Source organism: Planctomycetia bacterium, assembly GCA_016795155.1.
Lineage (GTDB): Bacteria > Planctomycetota > Planctomycetia > Gemmatales > HRBIN36 > JAEUIE01.
In genome coordinates, this window is record JAEUIE010000044.1 from 74933 (window position 1) to 91952 (window position 17020).

The following is a 17020-nucleotide window of genomic DNA, read 5'->3' on the forward strand; positions in this document are numbered from 1 at the left end:
AGATTTGAGTAAGAAAACGCAAGGTATTTTGATCTGGCTGTATAGCTGCCAAGACTCTTGGAGTTCAATTACTTTAAACATGATAATGCCTTTGCCGTATATCATGGTGGGAATATGGACTATTGGCATTACCTGCAGTTATGTTCCTGACGATCAAGCTTTCATTACCAACACCCCCGGCTTGCACAATGTCATTCGCGTTACCGAAAAACTCCTCTCCGGCAGTGTGCCCGAAGGGGATGCTGGCTTTCAGTCGCTGCAAAAGCTGGGCGTAAAGACGATCATATCGGTCGATGGTGCCAGGCCCGACGTAGAGCGAGCCAGGAAGTTCGGCATGCGCTACGTCCATTTACCCATTGGCTACGATGGTGTGCCTGCAGCGCAAGGGCTCAAACTGGCCAAAGCTGTTCGCGATCTACCTGGTGTTATTTACATCCATTGTCATCATGGCAAACATCGCAGCCCTGCTGCATCTGCTTATATCAAGCTCTGCCTGGACGAAAAATGCACCGTGCAGTCAGCCATCGAAATAATGAAGCAGGCAGGAACCGACCCAAAATACCTTGGCCTCTACGCCTCAGCCAAAGAGATTCAAAGGCCTTCAAGGGTAGAACTGAATCAGGCTGATGCCAACTTTCCTGAGATTGCCAACACAGGCAATCTAGTGCAGCGCATGGTGGAGATTGATGAACGCTGGGAACATTTGAAGCTCATTCAGAAAGCGGGATGGGTAACACCCAAAAATCATCCCGATCTTGATCCGCCACATGAAGCGATGCTCTTGTGGGAACACTACGTGGAAATGGGCCGCTTGCCTGAGACGCAAAAGAAACCGCACGCCTTCCAGACCATGCTCAAGCAGGCAATGCGCGAGGCAAAAGAACTCGAGACTGCCCTTCGACAACCACCTTCTGCAGAACGATCACTGTCCATCAATAAAGCATTTTCAGCCAGTGCCGTATCATGCAACAAGTGCCATGCACAGTATCGCGATATTCCGCAGAAATAACATCAAAAATCAACCTGTGCGCGGATGGCAAAGATGCTGGCTTCCGTCTGCCCGGTAGGCTCTTTATCGAGCCAGGCATGGATGTAATTGAATGTTAATCGTGTATGGGTATTGAGCCACCAGTTTACTCCAGCAGTCGCATCGGTCAGCACGCCGCCATCAATGTTCTCATCGGTTGCATCAATGTACGATAGCCGGGCTGTCAGTTCCCAGGCACCGCCAAATGCCAACCCGTTTTTCATCGGGTTGTATTCGTTATTCACTTTGATCGGCCCGAAGGCACCCGTCTTGCGAACGTAATTACGATGCTCACCCGTCAGGAAATAGCTGGCGCCGACATACCCTGCATAGAAGTGTAAAGGCGATTGGCTGATCTGTGACAGATAGCTGTATGCCCCTTCTGCCTGGATGGAGAGTGGCCCCCACACCAGCGCCGTTTCCCCCTGCACCGAGTTGTACCAATTCGTGGGAATGAAATCGGTATCCACCATGGAAGGCTGAATGGTACTGTTGATGTTCAACGCAAACTCCGGGGCATTACCACCGAAGGCGCCAATGCGAAACAGGTTACTGCCCGGATCAGCAATATAGAATGCCGTGCCTATGTGCCAAACCTGTTCGCCTTCGCTGTCGTAGACAGGTGAACTCGTCAGCCTTCCAACTACGCCGATGCCTCCGAGGTCGCCCAGGTCACCGCCATATTGGTCGTTGCCCGGCTTGATGACCGATACAGCCCAGGTATTCTGCTCATTTTCAGAGTAATCGTAGAAACCCAGACCAATATGCCGGAACGGACTGAGCAGGAACACCGGCGAACGTTCGAGCCAGGGGTTGTGACGAAACGATGTAACAATTTCAAGACTGTAAGGATGTTTCCATTGACCAAACCGCACGTGCCCCAGCCCAGGCACATCATCAATATTTAGAAATACATCCGTGAATGTGGGCCTGCCCGGAAATGCAAAGTCCATCTGTAGAAAGTAACTGATGTTCTCGCGGACATTGCCCGAAACGCCGAGTCGGGCACGACGGAAAGATGCTCCATCCTGTAACTCGCCAACTTGAGCACGATTGCCATCGGTCTGGTTGTACCAACCCGCATCGGCATTCATCGATCCATTCAACTTCCACGTTGGAAACGCGGGGGGAGCCTTTATTTCAGCAAACAGATCAGGCAGAGCACTCGAAGGTGCTTGAGGCTGGCTCTCTTTCAGTTCCTTCAATTGCTTTTCAAGCTGTTCCACTCGTTTTTCAACGGACAGTTCAGCTTGCTGACCATTCGCAGTGGGTGTACCAGGGAACATGCATAGCAAAATCATGTATCTAACAGTGCACTTCCACTGCTTATGCTTCACACACCAAACTTTAATTGTTCTGGACATAAACTAGCAATTGCGACGAAAGACAATGTTAATATCGGCAAACTTCATCGTTCACTTCATGTGAGAACTTAATACCGAGTGAAAAGTTGTCACTTCACAGGCAATACCAGGCATGTATAGAATCTGCAATATCGAATATTTGCTTGCATACCGACACCCATTGCTCCTGAGCATCGTAGAAACAGGAGCCGAACTGGAGATGCAGCATGACTCATCGACTGAATTCACTTTCCCTCAGAATCGTTGCACTGGTTACCATAACTGTTTTGGTCATCACCAGTCTGGCAGGCAACGTTTCGATAACACAAGCAGCATCGCCAGAACCACAAGATAAGGCTGTCCGAAAAGCACCCGAACTGGAGGGTGGCACTGCCTGGCTGAACACTGCCGGACCACTCAAGTTGGCTGACCTGCGTGGCAAAGTCGTACTGCTCGATTTCTGGACTTATTGCTGCATCAACTGCATTCACATCCTGCCCGACCTCGAAAGGCTCGAAAAAAAATATCCCAATGAGCTTGTGGTCATTGGTGTGCATTCAGCCAAGTTCAACACTGAGAAAGATACCAATAACATCCGCGAAGCAATCCTGCGGTATCACATCGAACACCCCGTGGTCAATGATGCCAACCACAAAATCTGGAATGCCTATGGAGTGAATTCCTGGCCCACGTTCTGGCTGATTGATCCCGAAGGCAACGCAGTTGGCTGGGTAGCTGGCGAAGGTAACCTGGAGAAACTCGATTCAGTTATTGCCAAGCAGATTGACAAACACAAACAAAAGAAAACGCTGAACACCAAACCGATTCGCATCGCGCTGGAAAAAGACAAGGAACTAGCCAAGTCACCTGTTTCACCTTTACTCTATCCTGGAAAAATCCATGCCGACGTGGCTGGCAAACGCCTCTTCATCGCTGACAGTTCCAATCATCGCATTGTCATCACTGATCTCGAGGGAGCGAAACTCGACATCGCCGGCACGGGTGTCAGTGGCAATAAGGAAGGTTCTTTCGACCAGGCTCAGTTCAATGATCCGCAAGGCATGGCACTGCAAGGCGAAATTCTTTATGTTGCTGATCGCAAGAACCATCAGATCAAAGCACTTGATTTGAAACAACGAATCGTTCGCAATGTTGCAGGCGTGGGTATACAGGGCAGAAGCATGGGCGGGCCTGGGAAAACCACTCCCATGAACAGCCCATGGGACTTGTTGCTCATACGCAATCAACTGTTCATTGCCATGGCCGGGCATCATCAAATCTGGAAGCTGGAAGTCTCTTCCAATCAATTAACGCCCTATGCCGGCAATGGCCGTGAAGACATTATTGATGGCAGTCTGTCTCAAAGTTCCTTTGCTCAGCCCAGCGGACTGGCGAGCGATGGCAACTGGCTTTTCGTGGCTGATTCTGAAGTAAGTGCCATCCGTGCCGTGCCCCTGCTCACCGGTAACGAAGTGAAAAGCCTGGTAGGCAGCGGTTTGTTCAATTTTGGTGATAAGGATGGCGCTGGTGCGAGTGCCCTGTTACAGCATTGCCTGGGTGTTTCCATGTGGAACAGCAATGTGGTGATTGCAGATACCTACAATAACAAATTAAAGGTACTGGAACCCAAAAACAGACAGGTCATGACGCTCGTTGGCGATGGCAAGCCGGGCAATACCGACAGCCCGCCCCGTTTCAATGAACCAGCCGGACTGCATGTGGTGGGTGATACCGCCTATGTTGCAGACACCAACAATCACCTCATTCGCGTGGTTGATCTGAAGAAGCGTTCGGTCAAAACGCTCAAACTTACTGGATTGAACAGCCCAAGTACCTCTATGGCTAGCAAGCCTGCACTCCGCAATGTGGTCAATGTAGCATTGGACAACGTAGCATTACCTGTTAACGGCAACATCGATTTTGAATTCAAAATCAAGCTGACTAAAGGTATGAAGATCGAGCCAACTTCACCCATCGTCTATGTGGTGGAAGGTTACGATGGCGGCAAACAGCGAGTATTTGACCAGTTTGGCGAAGTGTTCATTACGAAAATCAGCGTACCTGCGCAGAAACTGCGAAACGTTAAGAAGCTCAAGGTAGGCATTGAGTATTATCCCTGCACCGAAGGCCAGGGTATCTGCCAGGTGAAAAGCCAGGTCTGGGAAATACCGGTTACGTTTACGGCACAGGGCAAGTCACCAGTGACATTGGAAACGCGTGAATAACCAGAAACCATATTCAGCCTGAATGCAGACTGCTATATTGTTCTTACGTTACAGATATTCTGGAGTTGTCATGGCACATCTCTTTCAGCAGGGATGGTTAGTTTGCCTGCTGCTGCTGAGCCTGGTTTCTCAGGCTCGCGCTCAAGAAGAACGGATGGAAGCTGATGCCAGCCTGTCTGTCAAGGAAAGCAAGCCAGGCGAGACCATCACACTCAAAGTAGATTTGAATGTTAAGCCTGGATTTCACACCTACCCATCTGTTCAAAAAGACAGCAATGCATCTGCCTTTGTTACCTCGATTCGCGTTAAAAATGAAAAGGATGCACCGGTTGAGCGGACCGGCAAAATCAAGGAACCTGAACCGAAGGACAAACTGGAAGCAGCCCTTAATGCCACTGTCAGTTACTTTGATGAACCTGTGACGCTGGAAGTACCGCTCAAAATCAAAGCCAATGCAACAGGCAAAACCAAGTTCAGCATCTCTCTGGTTACCCAGGTCTGCGACGACATGGGCTGTGTACCATTTACCAAAACCTTCGATTTTGAGCTTTCGATCAAAACAGCTGAATCAACTCCACCTGCCAAGAAAGTATCTGCTGAATCAGACGATGAAACTGCTGGCTCAAAAGATCGCATGGAAACCAGTGCCAGCCTGAGCGCCCTGGAAGGCAAGCCTGGTGACACCATCACTCTGAAGCTGAACCTGGATGTAAAACCCGGCTTTCATACCTATCCTTCCGTGCAGAAAGACAGCAACGCTGCCAGCTTTGTTACTTCCGTTCGAGTCAAGAACGAACAAGAAGCATCTGTCGAACGTTCAGGCAATATCAAGGAACCGGAACCCAAGGACAAGCTGGAAGCAGCACTAGGTGCTACAGTCAGTTATTTTGACAGCCCGGTGACACTGGAAGTTCCTCTCAAGATCAAGTCGAATGCATCGGCGGGCAAAGCAAAATTCACCATCTCGCTAGTAACTCAGGTCTGCGACAAGATGGGTTGCGTTCCTTATTCCAAGCCGTTCGATTTTGAAATCATTATCAACCCAGCAGTGCAGAACACTGCACCTTCCAAGAAACCAAGTCAGCCACCTGAAGACCCCGATACGATTGACCCCAATGCGAAATTGAAAATCGCCGACCCTGCCGGTATTCGTTCAAAAAAAACAGACACCGTGGAGCGTCCGCAGAAAGCAGTTGAAACCAAGACTGCTACGGCAGACAAATCGGAAGAAACGCTCTGGTCCTTCACGTTAAAAGGCGTCATTTTCGGTTTCATTACGCTGCTGACACCCTGCGTCTTCCCGATGATTCCCATCACAGTCAGCTTCTTTCTTAAACAAAACAAAACTGGTCAAGAAGCGATCATCAATGCCGCGGTTTACACTTTGAGCATCATCATCTCGATGTCGTTTATTGCCTACTTCTTTATCCAAACCTTCCAGGAACTCGCACAACTCGGCTCCACCAATCTGGTGATAGGTGCCTTGTTTATTTATTTCGCACTCAGTTTGTTCGGAGCGTATGAAATCACTTTGCCCAGCTTCCTGACTCGCTGGACTTCAGCAGGCGAATCGAAAGGTGGTTACATCGGTACCATCTTCATGGCCATGACCTTCACCATTATCAGCTTCTCCTGCGTGGCTCCATTCCTGGGTGGTTTTGCTGGTGCCACTGCAGCTGAACGACCGGTACTCTGGAATATTGCCGGTGCCTTGGGTTTTGCTGTGGCTTTTGCTTCACCCTTCTTCTTGCTTGCCCTGTTCCCCTCCTGTCTCAAAGCGTTGCCAAAGAGTGGTGGCTGGCTTAACACCATGAAAGTTGTCATGGGTTTCCTGGAAGTAGCAGCAGCCATCAAGTTCTTCCGTTCCGCAGAAATGCGCTGGAAAGCTGGTTTGCCCGAGTTTCTGACTTTCGATGTCTGTATCAGCCTTTACATCGCCATATGTTTCCTGTGTGGCATCTATCTACTTGGCACTTACAAACTTCCTCACGATGATCATGGCGATGAGAAGAAAACGATTGGTGTCGGCAGGTTGATCTGGAGTATTGTTTTCATTTCATTGGGCATCTATCTGTTCCCTGCCATGTTCCGCAGCCCCGATGGTGAAAAGCTCAGACCCGCAGGCGTCATCTACAGTTGGATTGAATCATTCCTCTTGCCCGGTGGCGATACGAAACCTATCAAGCTCGCCTTCGCCAGTGAAAAAGGCGCTGCCGCTCCTGCCCACAAATGGTTTGGCTTTCTACCTGAAGCGATGGTCGATGCCAAGACACGCAAGCAACGTATTTTCATCGATTTCACAGGTGTTACCTGAACCAACTGCGCTTTGAACGAGAAGAGTTTCTTCTCATTGCCTGAAATCAAGACCGAGTTCGCCAAGTATACGCTTTTGAAGCAGTACACGGACACGGTACCGCTTGAGTATTACCCTGTTGAGAAATTGCAGGCTACAACGATTGATGTCCAGGAGGCGGATGCTGAAAAGATCAAGAAATTCCAGAAAGAACGATTCAAAGACATCCAGTTGCCTCTGTATGTGATCATTGAACCAGATGGTGATGATTTCAGGGAGGTGGCCCGATATCCTCTGTCAGTCATTCGCGATGCCAGTGACTTTGCGAATTTCCTGCGAAAGAACGCAACAAATCAATAATATCCCGTCGTGAAGTTGACGCCGGGCCATACTCTGAAGTAAGTTAGACATGGTATGAATTTTCAACTGTTGTCAATAAACCGGTGACGTCGATGTCCGCAGAAGCGGAATTGTACTACATCTGTCAGCCTACTTCGGAACGGCCGGTATCACATCCGGTAACCTTCTTGAGCGTGCAGGCTTTCCTGACAGATGAACCCGCTTGCCGGGCTTTGTGGGATTTCATCGCATCGCAATTCCGCACCAGGCAGAAATTCCTGACCATCTGGCAGGCAGTTCGCCATGTCGCCATGATCCAGGACCCAGCCAATGCGATGATCAAAGGCATGCTACTGGTCTCGGCTCCGGTGAACTGGCAGATCGATTATGTAGTGGTACATCCCGAAGCCCGCAGGCAGGGCATTGCAGCGGCACTCGTGAAGCGCACTTTAAACGAAGCCTATCGAAGAGGTGTGCCATATGTGATGCTCACCAGTCGCGAAAGTTTGCGACCTCTTTACGAAGGGGAATGTGGCTTCACGGTGGTTGGCAAAAAGGACATCGTCAAAGTCACAACGCAAACAACAACAACTGGCCTTCTGAGGCAGGCTACCGGCGAACTGCATCCAGGTGGGGTTCCCCTGCAGCCCCGTTAAACGATAACATGGTTCGTCCAGAATAATAGCAAGATTCAGCAAGAGGATGTTTATGTGTGGCATTGTAGGATACACCGGTTTTCGCGAAGCTGAAACCATTCTGATTGAAGGCCTGCGCCGGCTGGAATATCGTGGGTACGATTCCGCCGGTATTGTTACCCAGACTGGCCCTACCCTGCACATTCGCAAGAAGGCGGGGCGCATTGCCAACCTCGCTAACATTCTCGGCGATAGCCCCGCACCAGGAACCATCGGCCTGAGTCATACTCGCTGGGCCACACACGGCGGCGTGACCGATGCCAATGCACATCCGCACCTGGGTGGACATGATGGCATGCTGGCTGTCATTCACAACGGCGTGATTGATAACTACATGTCTCTCAAGGCGCACCTCAAAGAACTGGGTTACTCCTTTAAAAGCGAAACCGATACGGAAGTTATCGCTCATCTCATTGCCCATCATTACGAAGGCGATCTGGTTGCTGCCATCCGCAAGGTGTTGCCTCTGCTCAAAGGAACCTACGGCCTGGCGGTGCTGAGCAAGCGTGATCCGGGACTGATCGTCGGAGCCAGGCTAGGCAGCCCGATGGTTCTCGGCATTGGCGAAGGAGAAGTGTTCCTCGCTTCCGATCCCAGCGCTCTGCTTGGCTACACCAGTCGCGTGGTTTACCTGACCGATGGCCAGATGTGCGTGTTGACCCCTGAAAGTTATCGCATCTTTGATCGAGATGAAACACCCGTGGAAGCCACGGTCGAGGAAATCGACTGGAAACCAGAGGATGCTGACAAGGGTTCCTTCCCCCATTACATGCTCAAGGAGATCTATGAGCAGCCTGAAACCCTGCAGGCCGCCATGCGAGGCCGCCTGGATACCGAGGCGATGACTGCCCACTTCGGCGGTTTGAATCTCGAGCCGCAAAAGCTCCGCCAGGTGGAACGGGTCATTCTGACTGCTTGCGGTACCAGCTACCATGCCGGTCTGGTCGGGGAATATCTGTTTGAAGAGTTTGCCCGGCTGCCGGTGGAAGTGGAATACGCCAGCGAGTTCAGGTATCGTAATCCGCCGATTGATCGCAATACCATTATGTTGACGATCACCCAGTCGGGTGAAACTGCAGACACCCTCGCAGCTTTGCGTGAAAGCAAACGCATGGGGCATCCCACGCTCTCCATCTGCAACGTGGTAGGAAGCACCATAGCCCGTGAAGCTGATGGCGGCGTGTACCTCCATGCCGGCCCCGAAATCGGCGTGGCCAGCACCAAGGCATTTACCTCGCAAGTGGCGGTGCTCACCATGCTCGCCATTCTGTTCGGCCGCATGAGGCACATGTCCTACACCGCCGGGGAACGCATCATTCAGGAACTCAGGCAGATTCCTGACCAGGTTCGCCGCACTTTGCAGTGTCATGATCATGTCAAGAAGGTGGCAGCCAAGTATGCTCATGTGCGGAATGTTTTGTATCTGGGCAGGCAATATCTGTATCCGGTCGCCCTGGAAGGCGCTCTCAAGCTGAAGGAAATCAGTTACATCCATGCCGAAGGCTACCCTGCAGCAGAAATGAAACACGGCCCTATTGCCCTGGTAGATAAGGAAACGCCTTCGGTGTTCCTCATGCCTCGCGGCAGCGTGTTCGACAAGGTCATGAGCAATCTGGAAGAGATCAAGGCACGAGGCGGGCCAATCATAGCCATCGCCAGCGAAAACGATGACGATGTGGCACACCGGGCTGATGATGTCATTTATGTGCCTGATGTAGCAGAATGCCTGCAGCCACTGGTAGTCGCCATTCCGTTGCAACTCCTGGCTTATGAAATTGCTCTGCTGCGAGGCTGCGATGTTGATAAACCCCGCAACCTTGCCAAGAGCGTGACTGTAGAATGAAACCGCTGAATGCTGAGTTTTCTCTCCTCAGCACTCAGCACTGAGCACTCAGCACTAAAAATGGCCCGCTGCGATCAAGGCTATCTCTGCGATGTCTGCGGTAAAGATGTTGAAAACATCACTGATTCCGATTTGTACCTTCGCTACATCCTCGGTGAAATCAGTCCCGAAGTACTGACCATTTCCCAGGAACGACACCTGTGTTGTAATCCTGCTATTTCACAATTCATCATTGATGCGAATTTTGAGCCAGTATATTGTCCGGGTTTGTTTGATAAACGTGAACTGGATGCAGATTTTGTTCGCGAAGAAGAGAAACGAATTACCCAGGGTTGGCAGCGTCTGCAGGCAATTCCCACACTTGGTCTGCCTGTAACGGAGTATCCGCTGCCTGAAGTGCGAGCTCGCTGGGGTGCCTGAGTTTTTCCTGTGATAATTCCCATACATTAGCAGATGTACATCACGCGGAGTGCATCAATGGCCAATGAGATATCGTTGCTGGTTAATGGCGTCTGTGGACGCATGGGGTTGCGGATCATTCACCTGGCTTCAGCAGATAAACGTTTTCAGGTTGCTGCAGGACTGGAACATGCGGATCATCCCAAAGGGGGCATGGATTTAGGCCTGGTGGCAGCATTGCCTGAGTTGGAAGGTATTGCCATCACTCATGCCTGGCCCAAGGATCGAGTGATTGATCTGGTGATCGATGTTTCATCACCTGAAGGCACTGCCTCCCTGCTTCCGCTCTGCAAGGTAGATCGTATTCCCATGGTGGTTGCCACCACCGGGCATAGCGTACAGCAAATGAATGCTTTGAAGGAAGCTGCGCACGATATGCCACTACTGGTTGCTGCCAACCTTAGCCTGGGCATGAACCTGATGATGAAACTGGTAGGCCAGGCTGCGGCCGCCCTCAAAACCCAGGATTTCGATATCGAGATCATCGAGCGCCATCACCGGTTCAAGAAAGATTCACCCAGTGGGACGGCTTTGCGTCTGTCGCAGATCATTCAGGAACAGGTAGGGGAAGTGCCCGTCAAACATGGACGCGAGGGCATCGTTGGCGAACGCTCCAAACAGGAAATCGGTATTCATGCTGTGCGTGCCGGTGATAACGTTGGAGACCATACCGTTCTTTTCAGCACACTGGGGGAAACGCTGGAACTGCAACACAAGGCCAGCAGCCGAGATGCCTTTGCCAAGGGAGCTCTGGAAGCAGCAGCGTTCCTGATCAGCAAAGGCCCAGGCTGGTACACGATGGCAGATGTACTGGGACTGTAATCGAATCGGCAAGGTCAAGACAGCAAGGAATTTTACATGGGTTTGCTGGAAGGTGCATTATCGGAAGGGGTTGTCACCACAACGCTCGAATTTGCTGTCAACTGGGCACGCAAGAACAGCCTCTGGCCCATGACATTTGGCCTGGCCTGCTGTGCCATCGAGATGATGGCTACTGGTGCATCGAAGTACGACATCGATCGCTTTGGTTCCGGCGCTTTCCGGGCTACGCCTCGTCAGTCTGACTTGATGATTGTGGCAGGCACAGTGAACATGAAGATGGCCAGCCGGGTTCGCCGCTTGTACGAGCAGATGCCTGATCCTAAGTATGTCATTGCTATGGGAGCCTGCACCTGTTCAGGCGGACCATATTTCAAATATGCCTACAACGTGGTGAAAGGTGTTGACCTGGTGGTGCCGGTGGATGTCTATGTACCAGGCTGCCCGCCCCGGCCTGAAGCACTCTTGGAAGGCCTGATGCGGGTGCAGGACAAGATTGCTGCGGAAAAGGGTTTCACCAGAGGCGAACGACAGATTGTTGTGGAACCTCGTCATCTGGGCAAGGTTCGCGTGCCACTGGAAATGGCCACGATTGAACTGGCGAATGAGTTTGCCCTCAAGACTAAGCAGGCTGCAGTGCCGGTGAAGGGGAAGTGAGTATTTGCATTTTCAGTAGTTGACATGATACAATTAAACCATGTCCACAAGTGTACTGTCCTCCTCATCATCTGGCCCCTCAGTTCAACATCCGCACATCGTTGCCACTGCAGATACCTGTCATGGCCAACCTCGCGTAGATGGTACACGTATCCGTGTCTGGGACATCTATTGGTGTTATGAACGGGAAGGCATGCAGGTAGATCAGATCATTGCTCTTTATCCACAGCTCACTCCATCCAACATTCACGCTGCACTGTCCTATTACTGGGATCATCGTGAACAACTCCATCAGCATCACCAGAATGCTGTGCAACAGTTGGAGCAATATCGCGGGCAGCACGAATCGATGTTGAAAACCCGACTCAAACAGAAAAATGGCTCGTAATCTGAAGTTTCACCTTGATGAAAATATGGGACATGTCATTGCCCAATCTCTTCTTCGGCGAGGCATCGATACCACAAGCAGTAAATCAGTAGACTTGCTGCAGGCTGACGATCACAGTCAGATTCAATATTGCCTGGAGCAAAATCGAGTACTGGTAACCTGTGATCACGATTTTGTATTTCTGCATCAGCAGGGAACTCAGCATCAGGGTATTGTGATCTTCAAAGACGAAGATCGACAGAAGATTGGGCCAGTGGTTCGGTTTATCGAATTGATGTGGGAAGTCATGGATCCCGATGAAGTCTTTCAGCAACTCATATACGCCTAACGCCGATGCACTGCTTCATCATGATTGAATAATGCCAGTGCAACGACCGTATTGGCAGCCAGTTCAGCAGCAGGATACCTGTCATTGACGTTCGTCTCACCCACAGCCAGTAGTTTCTGTACGGCTGCCTGATCTTTCTCATACAAGCTAAACTGTTCTTTCCAGAGCTTGCCCAGGATGTCGAGTTCACGGGGCGTTGATGCACGACCTGTTACGTTTCTGAATGCCCAGGCCAGTTGCTCTTCCCGCGAACCGCCAGACTGATGCATCCGCTGGCCCATTATCTTCGCTGCTTCCACCATCTGCACATCGTTCAGCAGCGCAAGTGCCTGCAAAGGAGTACTGGTAGATTGCCTGCGGACGATACAGACATTACGCTCTGCTGCATCGAACGTGATCATAGCTGGGTGAGGTACCGTACGCTTCCAGAACGTGTACAGACTGCGACGATAGAGATCTGGCCCTTTGCTCCGATCATATTTCGGATTGCCCATCGCCACTTCCCATAAACCATCAGGCTGATACGGCTTGACCGCAGGCCCACCCTGTTTTTCCACGAGCAAGCCACTGGCAAACAATGCCTGATCACGAAGCATTTCTGCTGACAACCGGCGAACTGGATAATGGCCCAGCAGTTTGTTATCTCCATCCTTACTGCGATGCTCCGCTGATGCCTGGCTGCTTTGGCGATACGCTGCTGAGAGAGCCATCATCTTGAGAAGCCTTTTCATGTCCCACGGCTTAGCCTCGGGATCGCTCGGCTGAGCAAACTCACGAGCCAGCCAATCCAGCAGTTCGGAATGCGTAGGGCGTGAACCCTGCGTGCCAAAGTTATCACTGGTTTCTACCAGGCCATTGCCGAACATCTGTTGCCAGAGGCGATTGACTACCACCCGTGCAGTGAGTGGATGATCCGGCTCAAGCAACCAGCGGGCCAGCCCAAGCCGATTACGGGGCATATCAGGCTTCATGGATGGGAACACCGCAGGCACATCCCCCGTCACCTTGTCACCGGGTGCATCATATGCGCCACGTTTCAAAATGAATGCAGGCTTGGGTTGAGGTAACTCCAGCATCACCATCGCTTCGGGAATGGGATTCGTGATCTTATTGATCTCGTCACGGCAACTGGAAATGACACCATTCAGTACCTGGATGATGAAGCAATGGTATTTCAGAAAGTGAACGCGAAACATCTGCTTTTCAGCTTCGGTCAGTTGCTCCATTGGTTTCAGCTTCAGTTGTTCCGCCTGTGCTGGATCAAATGTAGCCAGCACTTCCCATGGTGTGAGACAACCAGTGTAAAAACAGAGGTCATCCACCATACCGCCCTTAAAGCCATTGTCCCGGAAACGATAACCCAAGGTCAGATCAGGCTCTCCACCTTCGTAGGTAATGTCCTTGTAGAGATGATCTCGCACTACTTCGACTTCAACAGATTGGCCGTTACGGTAGATGCGAATGCCTGCAGACTGGCTTGACCCATCGTAAGTGACTGCAATCTGTGTCCACTGGTCAGCAGGCAAAGGCTTGATTGTTTTGATTTTCAGCGAGTTGCCAGGCCACATGTGGTGCATGCCGAACGCCACATGATTCTGTTCGAGTAGCAGTTCGTAGCCTCGGCTGCCTGCATCGATGGGTGCTCTGCTGTGATGGAGCACCACCGAACGAGGCGTAGGGGCCGGTGGCTTGATCCACAAGCTGAAACTGAATGGCGTAGTGCGAGAAAAGTGTCCCAGCTTGGGGAAAGTAAAGCCATTCTCGCCATCGAGTAGAACTGCCTGCCCTTCATGTCCTGCAACCAGTTGAGGGTTCTCGTGAGCTTGAGCTGGGTTCTGCTTTGTCAGCCGATTGAAAGTTTTGTTTTCTTTCAGTTCATTGAACGTGAAATGAGCGTAGGGCCGTGTGCGGAACGTGTTTACCCGGTCGTTCTTCAGCCAGTTCGTAAATTTCGACTGAATGTAAGGTTGAGTGAGAGTTTCCTGGAGATTCTTTTCTGCTTTTGCCTGGCGGGTCCTCACCTCAGCCAATTTTCTGTCGGTATTCTCATCACTCAAAAGCAGCGTCGGTACCGGCATGGATGAAGTGAAGTAACTCGTCTGCCCTGATTCATCAATATTCTGAAACAGACTGAATAGGGAATAGTAATCCTTAATCGTAAACGGATCATACTTATGATCATGACAGCGGGTGCAATCGAAAGTCATGCCCAGAAAAGCGGTGCCGAAGGTGTTCACCCGATCAACGACATAGGAAACGCGATATTCCTCTTCAATCACGCCACCTTCTTCGTTCTGCATGTGCAGCCGATTGAATGCCGTCGCCAGGCGTTGATCCTTCGTAGCATTGGGCAGCAGATCGCCAGCCAGCTGCCAGGTGATGAACTGATCGTAAGGCAAATTCTGATTGAACGCCTTCACCACCCAATCGCGCCAAGGCCACATAGAACGGTAGCGATCCATCTGATATCCATGCGTGTCGGCATAGCGAGCCAAATCGAGCCAATCGGTTGCCATCCGTTCGCCATAGCGCGGAGAAGCAAGAAGGCGATCCACCTGTTTTTCAAACGTCTTCTCCGACGTATCGGCCAGAAATACATCAAGCTCAGCCAATGTTGGCGGCAACCCGGTCAGGTCGAACGACACGCGTTTGAGCCAGGCTTCCTTCGAGGCATCAGCCTGCGGTTTCAAGCCGACAGATTCCAGCTTTGCCAGAATGAACCGGTCGATTGGTTGCTTCACCCAGCTTGCTTGTTTCACTGCTGGTAGCGCCGGCTTTTGCGGAGCGACAAACGCCCAATGCTGTTCCCACCTGGCTCCACTATCGATCCATTGCTTCAGGAGTTGCTTCTGTTTCTCTGTTAACGACCGATTCGATTCCCTGGGCGGCATTAACTCCGTCTCATCTTGTGAAGTGATTCGTTGAAAGAGTTCACTCTCCTCGCTTTTACCGGGGATGATTACTGCTTTGCCTTGCTTGAGCCGAAAAGCTCCTTCTTTTGTATCGAGACGAAGTTTACCTTTTCGAGTCTGTGCATCCGGGCCGTGACAATGAAAGCACTTGTCGGAAAGGATGGGCAGAATATCACGCCCAAAGTCGGGTGGCTGGGCGAAGAAGGAGACTGGAGCAATCAAAAGAATCAGCAGTGAAAAGGTGATACTCTTCATTATCCCACCACATCCTGCACTACCCGGCATGGCTCTACACCGGTCAACCGCATATCCAGCCCCTGATACTTAAAGCTAAAGCGCTGGTAGTCGATGCCACATAGATGCAGCATGGTGGCATGCAGATCATGCACGCTCACTACGTTCTCCACGGATCGGTAGCCTAGTTCATCGGTGTTACCATACGTGATGCCACCTTTGATGCCGCCGCCTGCCATCCAGATGGCAAAGGAAAGAATATGGTGATCGCGGCCTGTACCTTGACCCATGGGTGTACGACCAAACTCGCCACCCCAGATCACCAGCGTATCATCGAGCAAGCCTCGCTGTTTCAGATCAGCCAGCAACGCTGCACTTGCCTGGTCCACATCATTCGCAGCAATCTTCATGCTCTTTTCGATTTCGCCATGATGATCCCATGCACGATGATAAAGCTGAATGAATCGCACACCACGTTCCGCCAGGCGACGGGCCATCAGGCAGTTGGATGCAAAGCTGCCATCACCCGCCTCCTTGATCCCATACTGTTCCAGCGTAGCTTTGGTTTCCTTGCTGAAATCGGTCAGTTCAGGCACCGAAGTCTGCATGCGAAATGCCATTTCATATTGAGCAATGCGCGTAGCAATTTCAGGGTCATTTTTCTCAGCCGCCAACATGCCATTCAGCCGCTGAATCTCATCGATCACCTGACGCTGAGTGCTCTGGCAAACTCCGGGCGGACTGCCTACGTAGTGGACTGCTTCACCTTTCGATTGGAACAGAATGCCCTGGAACTTGCTGGGCAAAAACCCAGCAGACCACTGCCGGGCAGAAATAGGCTGAGCGCCGCCAGCTTTGCTCGTCGATGTCAAAACGATAAACCCAGGCAGATTTGCAGTTTCTGCCCCCAGGCCGTAGAGCATCCACGATCCCATGCTGGGTCGACCTTTGATAATCGAGCCAGAGTTCATGAAAGCATGAGCCGGGTCGTGATTAATCTGTTCCGTCTGCATCGATCGAATGATTGCAATATCATCTGCATGCTTGGCGATGTGCGGAAAGAGTTCGGATATTTCCTGTCCGCTTTTGCCATGCTTCTCGAACTTGGCGAATGATCCACGAGCAATCAGTTTCGTGTTCTGCAATTGTGCCAGTTGCTGGCCCTTGGTAAACGAATCGGGGAAAGGTTTGCCGTTCAGTTCCTTGAGTTTGGGCTTCCAGTCGAAAGATTCATGCTGCGATGGGCCGCCAGCCATGCAGAGATGAATGACCCGCTTGGCTTTGGCTGGATGATGCAGTTTGGTCAGAATACCTTGCGGCTTATCATCTACAGCGCTGGCAGCAGACCAGCCAAGAAGTTCTCCCAGTGCCAATGCACCCAGGCCATAAGCAGACTGCTGCAGAAAAGCACGGCGGGGAAGATTCTGAACTGGAAACAACATCTGCAACCTCTCACAA

General features: G+C 51.2%; 14 protein-coding genes. 11 read left to right on the forward strand and 3 right to left on the reverse strand.

Annotation, left to right across the window (positions count from 1 at the left end):
- The first annotated feature begins 91 nt into the window (after window positions 1–91).
- Window positions 92–1009 carry a cytochrome c gene (locus tag JNJ77_15115; protein MBL8823915.1) on the forward strand — a complete coding sequence of 306 codons (918 nt, stop codon included), beginning with the start codon at window positions 92–94 and terminating at the stop codon, window positions 1007–1009.
- Between the two features lie 2 nt (window positions 1010–1011).
- Here JNJ77_15115 and JNJ77_15120 read toward each other — a convergent pair whose 3' ends face one another.
- On the reverse strand, window positions 1012–2313 hold the full coding sequence (locus JNJ77_15120) for a hypothetical protein (protein ID MBL8823916.1): 1302 nt from the start codon (window positions 2311–2313) through the stop codon (window positions 1012–1014).
- 284 nt (window positions 2314–2597) lie between these two features.
- Between JNJ77_15120 and JNJ77_15125 the strand changes: the two genes are divergently transcribed.
- The 10 genes from JNJ77_15125 to JNJ77_15170 all read left to right on the forward strand — a co-directional run bounded on the left by JNJ77_15125 (window position 2598) and on the right by JNJ77_15170 (window position 12416).
- Window positions 2598–4595 (forward strand): redoxin domain-containing protein, encoded by a 1998-nt coding sequence (locus tag JNJ77_15125; protein ID MBL8823917.1) that lies wholly within the window; start codon window positions 2598–2600, stop codon window positions 4593–4595.
- A 70-nt stretch (window positions 4596–4665) separates the two neighbouring features.
- Window positions 4666–6909 (forward strand): hypothetical protein, encoded by a 2244-nt coding sequence (locus JNJ77_15130; protein ID MBL8823918.1) that lies wholly within the window; start codon window positions 4666–4668, stop codon window positions 6907–6909.
- 12 nt (window positions 6910–6921) lie between these two features.
- Entirely contained in the window at window positions 6922–7248 is a 327-nt protein-coding gene (locus tag JNJ77_15135) for a hypothetical protein (protein MBL8823919.1), read from the forward strand.
- 92 nt (window positions 7249–7340) lie between these two features.
- Complete coding sequence (locus tag JNJ77_15140) at window positions 7341–7883, forward strand: GNAT family N-acetyltransferase (GenBank protein ID MBL8823920.1); 543 nt, start codon at window positions 7341–7343, stop codon at window positions 7881–7883.
- Window positions 7884–7935: 52 nt separating this feature from the next.
- Window positions 7936–9765, forward strand: a complete 1830-nt coding sequence (gene glmS / locus JNJ77_15145) for a glutamine--fructose-6-phosphate transaminase (isomerizing) (GenBank protein ID MBL8823921.1) — start codon at window positions 7936–7938, stop codon at window positions 9763–9765.
- 60 nt (window positions 9766–9825) lie between these two features.
- A complete protein-coding gene (locus JNJ77_15150) occupies window positions 9826–10185 on the forward strand; it encodes a hypothetical protein (protein MBL8823922.1) in 360 nt (119 codons plus the stop codon).
- A 57-nt stretch (window positions 10186–10242) separates the two neighbouring features.
- Entirely contained in the window at window positions 10243–11046 is an 804-nt protein-coding gene (locus JNJ77_15155; GenBank protein ID MBL8823923.1) for a 4-hydroxy-tetrahydrodipicolinate reductase, read from the forward strand.
- A 36-nt stretch (window positions 11047–11082) separates the two neighbouring features.
- Window positions 11083–11700, forward strand: a complete 618-nt coding sequence (locus tag JNJ77_15160; GenBank protein ID MBL8823924.1) for an NADH-quinone oxidoreductase subunit B — start codon at window positions 11083–11085, stop codon at window positions 11698–11700.
- A gap of 40 nt (window positions 11701–11740) precedes the next feature.
- Window positions 11741–12088: a DUF433 domain-containing protein gene (locus JNJ77_15165; GenBank protein MBL8823925.1), complete on the forward strand. Its 348-nt coding sequence runs from the start codon at window positions 11741–11743 to the stop codon at window positions 12086–12088.
- The gene (locus tag JNJ77_15170) at window positions 12078–12416 is read left to right on the forward strand and encodes a DUF5615 family PIN-like protein (protein ID MBL8823926.1); all 339 of its coding nucleotides are present in this window, start codon (window positions 12078–12080) and stop codon (window positions 12414–12416) included. The genes JNJ77_15165 and JNJ77_15170 overlap by 11 nt, the downstream gene beginning before the upstream one ends.
- Here the strand turns inward: JNJ77_15170 and JNJ77_15175 are convergent.
- The gene (locus tag JNJ77_15175; GenBank protein MBL8823927.1) at window positions 12413–15613 is read right to left on the reverse strand and encodes a DUF1553 domain-containing protein; all 3201 of its coding nucleotides are present in this window, start codon (window positions 15611–15613) and stop codon (window positions 12413–12415) included. The two genes, JNJ77_15170 and JNJ77_15175, sit on opposite strands and share 4 nt — an antisense overlap.
- Window positions 15583–17004: a DUF1501 domain-containing protein gene (locus tag JNJ77_15180; protein MBL8823928.1), complete on the reverse strand. Its 1422-nt coding sequence runs from the start codon at window positions 17002–17004 to the stop codon at window positions 15583–15585. Before JNJ77_15180 ends, JNJ77_15175 begins: the two co-directional genes overlap by 31 nt.
- Window positions 17005–17020: the final 16 nt, after the last annotated feature.

What these genes read in the sequence shown, in the direction of transcription:
- JNJ77_15180 (MBL8823928.1), bottom strand. Translation starts at nt 17,004, where the DNA reads ATGTTGTTTCCAGTTCAGAATCTTCCCCGCCGTGCTTTTCTGCAGCAG.
- JNJ77_15175 (MBL8823927.1), bottom strand. Translation starts at nt 15,613, where the DNA reads ATGCCGGGTAGTGCAGGATGTGGTGGGATAATGAAGAGTATCACCTTT.
- JNJ77_15150 (MBL8823922.1), top strand. Translation starts at nt 9,826, where the DNA reads ATGGCCCGCTGCGATCAAGGCTATCTCTGCGATGTCTGCGGTAAAGAT.
- JNJ77_15160 (MBL8823924.1), top strand. Translation starts at nt 11,083, where the DNA reads ATGGGTTTGCTGGAAGGTGCATTATCGGAAGGGGTTGTCACCACAACG.
- glmS (MBL8823921.1), top strand. Translation starts at nt 7,936, where the DNA reads ATGTGTGGCATTGTAGGATACACCGGTTTTCGCGAAGCTGAAACCATT.
- JNJ77_15130 (MBL8823918.1), top strand. Translation starts at nt 4,666, where the DNA reads ATGGCACATCTCTTTCAGCAGGGATGGTTAGTTTGCCTGCTGCTGCTG.
- JNJ77_15140 (MBL8823920.1), top strand. Translation starts at nt 7,341, where the DNA reads ATGTCCGCAGAAGCGGAATTGTACTACATCTGTCAGCCTACTTCGGAA.
- JNJ77_15125 (MBL8823917.1), top strand. Translation starts at nt 2,598, where the DNA reads ATGACTCATCGACTGAATTCACTTTCCCTCAGAATCGTTGCACTGGTT.
- JNJ77_15120 (MBL8823916.1), bottom strand. Translation starts at nt 2,313, where the DNA reads ATGTTCCCTGGTACACCCACTGCGAATGGTCAGCAAGCTGAACTGTCC.
- JNJ77_15155 (MBL8823923.1), top strand. Translation starts at nt 10,243, where the DNA reads ATGGCCAATGAGATATCGTTGCTGGTTAATGGCGTCTGTGGACGCATG.
- JNJ77_15170 (MBL8823926.1), top strand. Translation starts at nt 12,078, where the DNA reads ATGGCTCGTAATCTGAAGTTTCACCTTGATGAAAATATGGGACATGTC.
- JNJ77_15165 (MBL8823925.1), top strand. Translation starts at nt 11,741, where the DNA reads ATGTCCACAAGTGTACTGTCCTCCTCATCATCTGGCCCCTCAGTTCAA.